The following is an 11,972-nucleotide window of genomic DNA, read 5'->3' on the forward strand; positions in this document are numbered from 1 at the left end:
GATTCGAGGTGGGGCGGGGGACTATCGTTTCGGGAGCGACGCCGAGTAGAAAGACCCAACCCCGCTCCGTCCGCCCTCCCGATCATGTACGTCGGTCGCTTCGTCGTCGTCGGACCCGGGATTGGCGCGTACCGCGTCTCCTCCCGGTCGTTTCCGAACCGTCAGGTCGTCGCGCGAGGGGAGACGCTCACCGTCGCCCCGACGCCCGACGCGCCGCCGTCGGACAACCCCTACATCGCGTACAACTGCCTGCGGCCCGTCGAACGGGCGGGCGAACCGCTCGCAGTCGTGGGCAACGGGTCGCACGTCGACCCCATCGCCGAGAAACTGGAGATGGGCTACCCGGCGCGGGACGCCCTCGCCACCGCGTTGCTGGCGCTGGACTTCGAGAAGGACGACTACGACACCCCGCGCGTGGCGGGCGTGGTCGGGCGTGAGACGGCCCACGTCGGGACCGTCCGGCGGGACGCCCTCGTGGTCCGCGAGGTGGCGGAACCGACCATCGTGGCGACCTACGAGACGGACGACCCGGAAACGTTCGCACTCGACGCGACGACGGCGGCGGAGGCGGCCAGAACCGTCTACACACACGACTTCGAACATGCGGTCTGTGCGGCGGGCGTGACCGTCGACGACGACGTCGAGACGGCCATCGTCAACGAGGACTGAACGCACGGACGAGTCGCCCGGGGCGCACGGACCCGCCGAGCGGTGAAGTACGGTTTCTTCCACAGAACTACGTATCACTCCGAAACGAACTGCGAATTACCCACAGGGGGACGACTCGGTAGCCGTACATACACCAGTATATCGGTATGGCGAGTTAGCAATAAATTCGTAGAAAATATATACAAAAAGCGCAACCTTCATATTCTGAACGCGGCCACGTGCAGGTGATGACGGACAACTCGTCCAACCGGGTCTCACGGCGCACGTTCATCACCGCGACCGGCACGGCCGGTGCGCTGGCGCTGGCAGGGTGTACCAGTAACGAGAACGCTGGCGGCGACGGCGGTCCGTCGGGTGGCTCGAACGGGAGCGGCGGCAACGGGAGTCAGAACGGGAGCGACGGCGGCAGTTCGAGCGGACAGCTCTCGGGCACCATCGACATCGCCGGCTCCTCGACCGTCTTCCCGCTCGCCACCGCGATGGCCGAGAAGTTCCGCAAGGAGCACCCCGACGTCAAAATCAACCTCCAGTCGACCGGGACCGGCGGCGGCTTCGCGAACAACTTCTGCCCGGGACGGACGGACTTCAACAACGCTTCGCGCCCCATCAAGGAAGAGGAGAAGGCCCAGTGCAAGCAGAACAACGTCCAGCCCGTCGAGTTGAAGGTCGCGACGGACGCGCTCACGGTCATCGTCAACAACAACGCCGACTGGGTCGACTGCGTGACCGCAGAGGAACTCAAGCAGATCTGGTCGGCCGACAGCCCGCCCGAGATGTGGAGCGACGTCAACTCCGACTGGCCGGACCAGCCCTTCGAGCTGTACGGCCCGAGCGACGCCTCCGGCACCTACGACTACTTCATCGAGGCTATCATCGGCGAGGACGGGCCCGGTCACCGGAGCGACTACTCCCCGACCGAGCAGGACCGCACCATCATCCAGGGCGTCCAGAACTCCCAGTACGCGATGGGCTACCTCGGGTTCGCCTACTACACGGAGAACCAGAACTCCGTGAAAGCGCTCGGCGTCAACGACCAGTCGGGCGGCGGTGGCTGTGTCAAGCCGTCGATCGAGACCGCAAAGAGCGGCGAGTACGCCCCGCTCTCGCGCCCGCTGTTCACCTACCCCGCGAAGTCCTCGCTCGCAGAGGAGCACGTTGCCGAGTTCGCGAAGTTCTGGGTCGAGAACTCCACCAGCAACGAGATCGTCGCCCAGCAGGTCGGCTACATCCCCAACTCCAAAGAGGAGAAGAACGCCCAGATGCAGAAGCTCCAGCAGGCCATCGACGAAGCACAGAGTAACTGACGCGCCTCGGCGTCGAACGAAGCGTTTTTTCCCAAACGACCGAATCCACCACCACACGCAATGAGCACGGACGACCTGCAAACAGACCTCACGCGGAGGACGGAGAACTCGCCCAGAGAGCTCCTGTCGCGCTCGTTTTTCTTCCTGTGCGCGGCGCTCTCTATCGCGACGACGCTCGCCATCATCTTCCTCCTGACCACGGAGGCGGCGAAGTTCTTCAGCGCCACCGCCCCCCTCGTCGGGGTGACCGGAGAGACGGCCTCCATCGTCGAGTTCCTGACGGGGACGAGGTGGGAGATAAACAACGGGAAGTTCGGCGTCCTCCCGCTCGTCTCGGCGACGCTGATGATCACCATCGGGTCGGCGGTCATCGCGCTCCCGCTCGGCGTCGCGACGGCCATCTACCTCAGCGAGTACGCGAGCCCGCAGGTCCGCTCCGTGCTCAAGCCCGCACTCGAGATTCTCGCGGGCGTCCCCACCGTCGTCTACGGCTTCTTCGCGCTCATCTACATCACGCCCGCGCTGGGCACCGTCTTCCCCTCCATCAACTTCTTCAACCTGCTCTCCGCCAGCATCGTCGTCGGTATCATGATCATCCCGATGGTCGCGTCCATCAGCGAGGACGCGATGTCGGCGGTGCCCGACGACCTCAGACAGGCCGGCTACGGCATGGGCGCGACAAAGTTCGACGTCTCCACGGGCATCGTCGTCCCCGCCGCCGTCTCCGGTATCTTCTCCTCGTTCATCCTCGCCATCTCGCGAGCCATCGGCGAGACGATGGCCGTCGCCATCGCCGCCGGGTCGCGCGCACAACTGCTCAACCCGCTCAACCCCGCGGACTACCTCCAGAGCGGCCTGCCGATGACCGGCGCGATGGTCCAGTTGCTCACCGGCGACATCACCGGCGGGGGGCTGGCCTACCGCAGCCTGTTCGCCATCGGCCTCACGCTGTTCGTCATCACGCTCGTCATGAACATCGTCAGCGACGTCGTCGCGTCACACTACCGGGAGGAGTACTGAGATGGCAACGGACACCGACACGGAGACCTTCGACGGCTTCGGACAGGTCAGCCGCACCGTCGGCACCGTCTTCCGGTACGGCCTGCTGGCGGCGACGCTGTTCGGCATCGTCGTCCTCGGTATCCTGCTGGTGTACGTCGCCAACGACGCCATCCAGCCGCTGACAGCCGACCCCGGCTGGCACCTCACCTTCTTCCTGACGCTGGTGGTCCCGTCGGTCGCCGTCGGGAGCTACCTCTACTACCGGAACACGGCGGCGCTCAAGACCGGACTGGCCGTCGTCGGCCTGTTCCTCGTCAGTCTCATGTTCGCCGCCGGGGCGTCGCTCGTGTTCGTCGATATCGTTCCGCCACTCGTCTGGTTCGCCTACGTCCTCGGTATCGCCGTCCCCTCGGCGCTGGTCGTGGCCGTCGTCCGGTACGACCACCGACTGCCATTCCTCGCGCGCATCGGTCTCACGCTGGGGCTGTTCTACCTCTCGCTGTTCGGCCTGACCGGGCCGGTCGGCGAGTTCCTCGGCCTCCCACAGGTCGTCCCCGGCCTCGTCACCGTGATTCAGACGCTCCCGTTCGTCCCCACCGACTGGATGATGCTCGCGCTCACGCTGGGTGTGGGCGTCGCCGTCGCCGTCGGCAGCCACTTCGCCAGCGAGAACGGCCGCCGGACGGGGCTCGCGGCGGGTGTACTCGCCCTCCTCGGCGTCGTCGCCGGGGCGTTCGTCGGCCCGGCCCTCGGGTTCACGCCCGTCCCCGCGACGGTCATCGCCGCGATGGCCGTCGTCCCGACGGGCGCGTTCGCGGGCGACGTCGTCGTCAACCGGCGGCACCGACGCGAGGGACTCGTGCTGACCGCGATACTCCTCGGCGGGGCGTTGCTCGGCGCGTTCGTCGTCGAACTCGCGGGCTTCGCTGGCCCACAGTCGTGGGTCGACTGGCAGTTCCTCACCGGCGCCCACAGCAGTTCTGACGCGTCCGAGGCCGGCTTCTACCCCGCCATCGGCGGCTCCATCATGCTGATGGTCACCGTGGCGGTGCTCTCGTTCCCCGTCGGCGTCGGCGCGGCGGTGTACTTAGAGGAGTACGCGCCGGACAACCGCTTCACCCGCATCATCGACGTGAACATCTCGAACCTCGCGGGCGTCCCCTCGGTGGTGTACGGCCTGCTCGGTCTCGGGGTGTTCGTCACCTACCTCAACCAGCCCGCGGGGACGCTGTTCGTCGCGGGGGCGGCACTGGGACTGCTCATCCTCCCCATCGTCATCATCTCCTCGCGCGAGGCCATCCGGTCGGTGCCCGACGAGATGCGTCAGGCCTCTTACGGGATGGGGGCGACGCGCTGGCAGACGGTCCGCAACGTCGTCCTGCCGCGGGCGTTCCCCGGTATCCTGACGGGCACCATCCTCGCGCTGGGACGCGCCATCGGGGAGACGGCACCCCTCCTGATGGTCGGCGTCCCGACCGTGCTGTACAGCCTGCCGGGCGAACTCTCCGACAAGGTGACCGCGATGCCCATGCAGGTGTACGCGTGGTCCAGCCTGTTCGCCGGGGACGACTTCTACACGAAGGCCGTCCCCGCGGGCGTGGTGGTCCTCGTCGTCATCCTGCTGGCGATGAACTCCGCGGCCATCGTCCTGCGCAACCGCTACGACAGCTAACTTCAACAATGAGCAACAACGAACAGGAGACGATGGAGGACGCAGCGAGCGAGACCGACGACCCGACGAACGACGACATGCTCGTCCAGACCGACGTGAGCGAGAGCGTCAGTTCGTCGAGCAAGCGCGCGGCCGAGACGGTCATCGAGTCGCGGAACATCAACGTCTGGTACGACGACGACCAGGCGCTCCACGACATCTCGATGGAGATTCCCGAGAACCGGGTCACCGCCATGATCGGTCCCTCGGGCTGTGGGAAGTCCACCTTCCTGCGCTGTATCAACCGGATGAACGACCTCATCGACGCCGCGCGCGTCGAGGGTGAACTCACCTTGCGCGGGAAGAACGTCTACGACGACGACGTCGACCCCGTCGCCCTCCGCCGGCGCGTCGGGATGGTGTTCCAGAAGCCCAACCCGTTCCCCAAGAGCATCTACGACAACGTCACCTACGGGCTGGACATCCAGGGCATCGGGGGCGACCACGACGAGATCGTCGAGCGCTCGCTGAAGCGCGCCGCCCTCTGGGACGAGGTCAAGGACCGCCTCGACGAGTCGGGCCTCGAACTCTCCGGCGGGCAACAACAGCGCCTCTGTATCGCCCGCGCCATCGCCACGGACCCCGAGGTCCTCCTGATGGACGAACCCGCGAGCGCGCTGGACCCGGTGGCGACCAGTCAGATCGAGGACCTCATCGAGGAACTCGCCGAGGACTACACCGTCGTCATCGTCACGCACAACATGCAGCAGGCGGCGCGCATCTCCGACAAGACCGCCGTGTTCCTCACCGGCGGCGAACTCGTCGAGTTCGACGACACCCAGAAGGTGTTCGAGGACCCCGAGAGCGACCGGGTCGAGGACTACATCACGGGCAAGTTCGGGTAAGCCGTGTCGCGCGAGTCGCTCCAGGCGCGTCTCGACGACCTCGCGACCGCCGTCGAGGAGATGGCCGACCTCGTCCTCGACCGACTGCGGACCGCGACGACCGCGCTCGCGGAGCGGGACACTGACCGGGCGCAGACCGTCCTCGACGGTGACGACGCGGTCAACGAGCGGTACCTCGGCATCGAACACCGGTGTATCGACATCCTCGCGCTCCGCCAACCGGTGGCGAGCGACCTCCGCCTCGTGGCGGCCTCGTTCAAGATCATCACCGACCTCGAACGCGTCGGCGACCTCGCGGTCAACCTCGCGGAGTACGCCCTGACCGCGGACCGCGAACTGCTCCCCGAGGTCGACGTGAGCCGCATCGCGAGCGTCGCCACCGGGATGCTGGAGGACGCGGTAGCCGCCTACCGGGAGTCCGTCGCGGCCCTCCGCGGCGACGACGCGGACGCCGACGACAGCGTCTGGCGGTGCCACGAGGTCGCCGACCGGGACACCGACCTCGACGCCCTCTGTACGCACGCGGGGACGGTCATCGTCCGCTCGCTGGTCGAGGCCACGGACGACGACGTCGACGACCTGCTGGAGGGCGTCCAGGTGCTCATGCTCACCGTCCGTGACCTCGAACGGGTGGGCGACCACGCCGTCAACGTCGCCGCCCGGACGCTGTACATGACCACCAGCAGCGACGAACTCATCTACTGACTCCCCCGCCGCCCTCACGAGCGCCCAGTAGTCGCGCCGGCTGCTCCCCAGACCCCTTCGTTTCTACTGAACGCCGACCGCCGACCGACAGCAGGGGACTCCTGCGTGCCGTCTTCGGGGGGTGCCCCCCGGTCGCGGTTCGACGCGAAGCGACCCGCTGGACGGCTCCGTATCCCTCGGGGGACGACGCGAACGGTCGCAGCGAGGCTCTTCTCGGCGGGAGCTCCTCCGGGGGTGGTGCGGGACGGCCCCGCCCGACCCCCGTCTGCTCCTGTCGTCGTCCGTCATCGGGTCGACGCACCACCTGTCGCTCTCCGTGTCGACGACCGGCGAGAACAGGCGGCCGCGCGTCTCGGTCTCAGTCGGAGAACTCCGACTGGATGATGCGCAGGGCCTCCTCGCGGTCGGCCCAGTCGACGAACATGGCGACGCTCGTCGCACTCGTGATGAGGTCGTGGACGTTGATGTGGTTCTCCGCGAGGGGGTTGACGATCTGCTGGATGACCCCCGGCTGGTTGGGGAGTTCGCCGCCCGTGACGCGGATGACGGCCACGTCGTGTTCGACGGTGACGCTGGAGAGCGTCTCGTCCTCGACGACGCACTCGTGGAGGATGGTCTCGGCCCGTTCGGCCACCGACGCGTCGACGTAGTACGTCAGCGAGTCCATCCCGCTGGCGACGGCGTCGACGTTGATGTCGGCCTCCTTCAGCGCCGTCGAGAGCACCGCGTTGATGCCCGGTCGGTTGCGGATGGCGCGGCCCGCGACGGTGAGACAGGCCAGCGGTTCCTCGCGGAGGTCGATGAGGTTCTCGAACTGCCCCTCGATGCTCGTCCCGCCGGTCAGGAGGTCGCCGTGCTGGTAGTGGACGACGCGCACCGAGAGGTTCCCGCTCTTGTAGCTGAGCGCGCTGGGTGCGATGACCTCCGCCCCGCGGAACGAGAGGTTCCGGAGTTCGTCGACCGTAATCTCGCCGACGTTTCGCGCCCCCTCGACGACCGAGGGGTCACCGGTCATGACGCCCTCGACGTCGGTGACGATGACCACCTCGTCGGCCCCCATGTAGTTGCCCAGCATGACGGCCGTGGTGTCGGAGCCACCGCGCCCGAGGGTCGTGGTGTTGCCCGCGTGGTCCTGTGCGAGGAAGCCCGTGATGACGGGGACAACGCCGTCCAACTGGTCCGCGAGCGCCTTCGCCCGGCGCTGGGTCTCCTCGACGTCGACCTCGCCGCGGGCGTTCGTGATGACCGGCCAGTCGGGGTGGCCGGGTTCGAGGAAGACGGCGTTGATGCCCCGCGCGCCGAGGGCGGCCTTCAACATGCGGACGGAGGTACGCTCGCCCATCGAGACGATCTCCGCCCGGTCGGCCTCGTCGGCCTCGAAGGCGATGGCGTCGAGCAGGAAGTCCGTCGTCGACCCCATGGCGCTCGCCACCACCGCGACCTCGTGGCCGTTCTCGACGGCGGCGGCGACGGAGTCCGCCGCCCGGTTCACCCGGTCGCCGTTGCCGAGACTCGTCCCGCCGAACTTGGCGAGGACGCGCATCAGGCGTCCCCCTGTCGGTATGCTTCACGGCGTACCTGCGTGTGCGTGCTGGTCATTGTCTCCCCGAGGCCGGGAACGAGCATAAACTGCAGGAATCGCCCGAAGCCTTGCCGGTCCGGGGGACGGATTTAATTCGTGTACCCTGCTAGCAGTGGTATGCACGTTCGAGACGCGGTCGAGGCGGACGCCGAGCGGTTGGCGGTGCTGACGGGCGCACCACAGGACGTGATGCGCAACCTCGTCCACGACCGGACCGTCAGGGTCGGCCTCGACGGCGAGGCCGAGTCGGACGACCCGGGGGACGCGGAGGATTCGGAGGACATCGAGGGGTTCGTCAGCTTCGACGCCCAGCGGGACACGGTCCACGTCACCCAGCTAGAGGGGCCGCGCGAGGCCTGTGAGCGTCTGCTGGAGGAGCCGGTCCGGTTCGCCCGCGGCGAGTCGATGGCCGTCGAACTGCTGGTCGCGGAGGGCGACGAGGAGACGCGACAGGCCGCCGAGAACGTCGGGTTCGTCGAGGACGGCCTCGGGCCGCGCTTCGGCGGGACCCGGACGGTCCGCTATCGCTGGTCCGGTGACTAGCAGACGGGTTTCGGGTTGACGCCCATCCCCTCCAGACGCTCGGTGTACTCCTCGTAGGCCGCCTGGATGGCCCCCGAGGCGGCCGCCAGCGCGCGCTCGCGGTCCTCGTCGTCCGCACAGACCGCCTCGACGAGCGACTCCGCGCGCTCCAGTTGCCCGTCGAGGTCGCCCCCGAGGTCACGGAACAGCTGACTGGTCTGCGGGTCGGCCTGCCCGACGAAGAAGCCCACGAGCTGGTCCTTCGACTTCCCGGCGGCGACGGTCCGCCCGAGGAGGCCGCCGGCACGCTCCACCGTGTCGTCGAGGCCGCGGAGGTACGACTGGATGGCGGGCACCTCGTCGACCTCAACCTCGTCGGCGTCGAGTTTCGAGAGGACGCGCTCGTAGTGCTCTCGTTCCTCCTCGGCCGTCTCGCGGAAGGCCTCGGCGGCCTCGCCGTCCTCGCTCTCGGCCCACGCCGCGAACGTCTCCTGTGCGGCGCGCTCGGCGACGGCGGCGGCTCGCAGGACCGTCTCCGCGTCCATCTCCCCCTTCGTGTCGGCGTACAGCGCCTTCGAGGACCCGAGGCGGGAGAGGGCGGTGCGGTTGTCCTCGCGGACCTGCTCGGCGAAGTCGTCTGCTGTCATGGACCGGGCTACGGCGGGCGAGTGCTTGTATCTTGTACACGCCGACGACTCTTTCACGGACCCCCGCGTGCCGAGGGGTATGGACCGAGTGCCAAGCGTCATCGCCGGGGGCGTCGCGGGGACGGCGGCCCTCTCGCTGTTACTCCTCCTCCTCGAGGTACAGACCAGAGAGCAGATACAGACGTTCGAGGTCATCGCCCGATTCGTCGGCGTCCCCGGCCAGTACGTCGTCGGGTTCGCTATCTTCGTCGCCGCGGGCGTCGTCGCGTGGCCCCTCGTGTTCATCGCCGTCGAGGGCTACCTCCCGTTCGGCCCCGACCCCGCCGCCCGGGGCGTCGCCCTCGCGCTGGCGCTCTGGGTGGCGTTCGCCATCACCGGCCGCGGCGACATCGAGGGACCCCTCCTCATCATCTTCGCGGGCTACACCCTCGTCTCTCACGTCGTCTACGGCTTCGTCCTCGGGGCGGTGTACGCACACCTCCACGGCGGGACGCAACTGCCACAGGAGGAGTACACCTACGGCTGAGTCGTCGCGCTCCCCGCCTGCCGGGGCTGTCGCCTCCGCGCGGTCGGCGCTGGGGCGTACTGCTCTCCGAACACGTCGACGTCGGCCGCGTCACCGTCTACGACAACGACGCCGACCTCGGGGTCGACGACTGACGGTCGACTCGCGAGCGACCGTCGGTTCCGGTTCGCCACCGTCGTCTTTCGTTCGACCCCCGATTCGCACCCGCGTCGAGCGACGGAAAAACCAGCAAACGGCGCCGGCACACGACATCCGGCCTCAACCTATTTCCCCCTCCCACTCCCAGGGCAACCCACGAGTCTCACTCGCACCCCCACCATGGTATCCATGCAGCTCCCCGGCCTGTTGGTCGCCGCCGGCCTGTTGTGCGCGCTCGTCCTCGTCGGAGCCGTCCAGCGGCGGCGAACCGTCGCGGACGGCGGCTACGTCCAGCCGACCGGGACAGAGACGGAGACGGCCAAACCGACCGGTCTGTTGCGCTGGTTCACGACGGTCGACCACAAGGACATCGGCATCCTCTACATCCTGTTCGGCACGCTCGCGGCGCTCTGGGGCGGCACCGACGCGACGATGGCCCGGACGGAACTGCTGACCCCCGAGAAGACCGTCTGGTCGAACGAGACGTACAACGCGCTCTTTACGACCCACGGCATCACGATGATTTTCTTCTTCGTCGTGCCCGTGTTCGCGGGTATCGCCAACTACCTCCTGCCGGTCCTCATCGACGCCGACGACATGGCGTTCCCCCGCCTGAACGCCATCGCGTTCTGGCTCCTCCCACCCTCCTTCCTCCTCGTGCGCGGCGGCCTCATCACGGAGGTGACGGCGAAGGTGCTGGCACCCGCGCTGGGGGCGCTGGTCGACCCCCTGTTCGCGCTCCGCCCGCCCACGACGTCGTGGACGATGTACACCCCGCTCTCGATTCAGCAGGTGAACCCGCAGGTCGACCTGATGTTGCTGGGCTTGCACCTCTCGGGCATCGCCACCACCCTCGGGGCCATCAACTTCATCGTCACCATCCTCACCGAACGCGGCGAGCGGGTGACGTTCGCCAACCTCGACATCTTCTCGTGGACGATGCTCACCCAGTCGGGCATCATCCTGTTCGCGTTCCCCCTGCTGGGGAGTACGCTCATCATGATGCTCATGGACCGCAACTTCGGGACGACGTTCTTCGCCCTCGAAGGGGGCGGTCCCATCCTCTTCCAGCACCTGTTCTGGTTCTGGGGCCACCCGGAGGTGTACATCCTCTTCCTCCCGGCGACGGGGCTGACGAGCCTCATCTTACCGAAGTTCTCCGGCCGAAAGCTGTTCGGCTTCAAGTTCATCGTCTACTCGACGCTCGCCATCGGGGTGATGAGCTTCGGCGTCTGGGCCCACCACATGTTCACGACGGGCATCGACCCGCGCATCCGGGCGAGTTTCATGGCCGTCACCATCGCCATCGCCATACCGAGTGCGGTGAAGACGTTCAACTGGATGACGACGCTCTGGGACGGGAAGATACGCCTCACCGCGCCGATGATACTCCTCCTCGGGGGCATCGGGACGTTCATCGTCGGGGGCGTGACGGGCGTGTTTCTCGCGTCCATCCCCATCGACTACGCCGTCCAGGGGACCTACTACGTCGTCGGGCACTTCCACTTCATCATCATGGGCATCATCGCCATGGCGATGGTGGCCGCCTCCTACTACTGGTACCCGCTCATCACCCGCCGGATGTACGACCAGCGACTGGCGAAGGTGCAGGCGTTCACGCTCATCGTCGGCGTCTTCCTCACGTTCACGACGATGCTCATCACGGGCTACCTCGGCCTCCCCCGGCGCTACGCCGAGTACCCCGACCAGTTCACCCTCCTGAATCAGGTGACGACGCTCGGCGCGTACATCATCATGGGGAGCGTCTCGCTGTGGATCATCAACATGGTCCAGTCGCTCCGCACCGGCCCCATCGTCATCAACGCCGACGTGTGGAACTTGAAGGAGTCCGACCAGTTCACCCGCGAGTGGCAGTGGTTCGAGCGCAAGTTGGAGGAACGCCGGGGCATCAGGTCGGACGACGACTGACCGACCCGGAGTTCTCATCGGCCTGATACTGCCATTCGTCCGAGAGGCAAGCCGATCACCCCTCCCGATATCGTCGATTTCGGCCGCTGAGAGCCCCGATTCGCTGAGTTCGCAACCCGACAGAGTATCCGGCGGACGCCCGTTGTATCAGACACAATGGAACGAACCATCGTCACCTGTGAAGGCTGCTCGAACGTCTACACCGCCCGGGTCCGCGAGGACGGCGGCGTCATCCTGCCGCTCGACGACCAGTCCTGCGACTGCGGGAGCGAGGCGTTCGACACCGTCGACTCGGTCGGAACGGAGGAGATTCACGCGTAGGGTCCGTCGCTGGACGACAGCACCCGCCACGGTGTCGCCGCTCCCGGCGCTCACGGTGGCGCGAAAGAACG

The 11,972-nt window shown here is 67.3% G+C and carries 12 protein-coding genes; 10 read left to right on the plus strand and 2 right to left on the minus strand.

Features of this window, described 5'->3' with window-relative positions:
- The first annotated feature begins 84 nt into the window (after window positions 1–84).
- From NKG96_RS01505 to phoU, 6 genes are all read left to right on the plus strand, one after another.
- On the plus strand, window positions 85–669 hold the full coding sequence (locus NKG96_RS01505; RefSeq protein ID WP_254536700.1) for an IMP cyclohydrolase: 585 nt from the start codon (window positions 85–87) through the stop codon (window positions 667–669).
- 227 nt (window positions 670–896) lie between these two features.
- Window positions 897–1,973, plus strand: a complete 1,077-nt coding sequence (locus NKG96_RS01510) for a PstS family phosphate ABC transporter substrate-binding protein (protein WP_254536701.1) — start codon at window positions 897–899, stop codon at window positions 1,971–1,973.
- A gap of 60 nt (window positions 1,974–2,033) precedes the next feature.
- A complete protein-coding gene (gene pstC, locus NKG96_RS01515) occupies window positions 2,034–2,993 on the plus strand; it encodes a phosphate ABC transporter permease subunit PstC (RefSeq protein WP_254536702.1) in 960 nt (319 codons plus the stop codon).
- 1 nt (window position 2,994) lies between these two features.
- Window positions 2,995–4,647 carry a phosphate ABC transporter permease PstA gene (pstA, locus tag NKG96_RS01520; protein ID WP_254536703.1) on the plus strand — a complete coding sequence of 551 codons (1,653 nt, stop codon included), beginning with the start codon at window positions 2,995–2,997 and terminating at the stop codon, window positions 4,645–4,647.
- Window positions 4,648–4,724: 77 nt separating this feature from the next.
- Window positions 4,725–5,531, plus strand: a complete 807-nt coding sequence (gene pstB / locus NKG96_RS01525; protein ID WP_438267426.1) for a phosphate ABC transporter ATP-binding protein PstB — start codon at window positions 4,725–4,727, stop codon at window positions 5,529–5,531.
- 3 nt (window positions 5,532–5,534) lie between these two features.
- Complete coding sequence (gene phoU / locus NKG96_RS01530; RefSeq protein WP_254536704.1) at window positions 5,535–6,236, plus strand: phosphate signaling complex protein PhoU; 702 nt, start codon at window positions 5,535–5,537, stop codon at window positions 6,234–6,236.
- Between the two features lie 358 nt (window positions 6,237–6,594).
- Here phoU and NKG96_RS01535 read toward each other — a convergent pair whose 3' ends face one another.
- The gene (locus NKG96_RS01535; protein ID WP_254536705.1) at window positions 6,595–7,779 is read right to left on the minus strand and encodes an aspartate kinase; all 1,185 of its coding nucleotides are present in this window, start codon (window positions 7,777–7,779) and stop codon (window positions 6,595–6,597) included.
- A 156-nt stretch (window positions 7,780–7,935) separates the two neighbouring features.
- Between NKG96_RS01535 and NKG96_RS01540 the strand changes: the two genes are divergently transcribed.
- A complete protein-coding gene (locus tag NKG96_RS01540) occupies window positions 7,936–8,361 on the plus strand; it encodes a hypothetical protein (protein ID WP_254536706.1) in 426 nt (141 codons plus the stop codon).
- Here NKG96_RS01540 and NKG96_RS01545 read toward each other — a convergent pair.
- A complete protein-coding gene (locus NKG96_RS01545) occupies window positions 8,358–8,987 on the minus strand; it encodes a rubrerythrin family protein (protein WP_254536707.1) in 630 nt (209 codons plus the stop codon). The genes NKG96_RS01540 and NKG96_RS01545 overlap by 4 nt on opposite strands.
- Window positions 8,988–9,066: 79 nt before the next feature.
- Between NKG96_RS01545 and NKG96_RS01550 the strand changes: the two genes are divergently transcribed.
- From NKG96_RS01550 to NKG96_RS01560, 3 genes are all read left to right on the plus strand, one after another.
- Window positions 9,067–9,513 carry a DUF6789 family protein gene (locus NKG96_RS01550; protein WP_254536708.1) on the plus strand — a complete coding sequence of 149 codons (447 nt, stop codon included), beginning with the start codon at window positions 9,067–9,069 and terminating at the stop codon, window positions 9,511–9,513.
- Window positions 9,514–9,840: 327 nt separating this feature from the next.
- Window positions 9,841–11,580, plus strand: a complete 1,740-nt coding sequence (locus NKG96_RS01555; protein ID WP_438267427.1) for a cbb3-type cytochrome c oxidase subunit I — start codon at window positions 9,841–9,843, stop codon at window positions 11,578–11,580.
- Window positions 11,581–11,736: 156 nt separating this feature from the next.
- Complete coding sequence (locus tag NKG96_RS01560; protein ID WP_254536710.1) at window positions 11,737–11,901, plus strand: hypothetical protein; 165 nt, start codon at window positions 11,737–11,739, stop codon at window positions 11,899–11,901.
- The last annotated feature ends 71 nt before the right edge of the window (window positions 11,902–11,972 follow it).

Origin of the sequence: Halomarina litorea (assembly GCF_024227715.1) — an archaeon.
Taxonomy (GTDB): Archaea; Halobacteriota; Halobacteria; order Halobacteriales; family Haloarculaceae; genus Halomarina; species Halomarina litorea.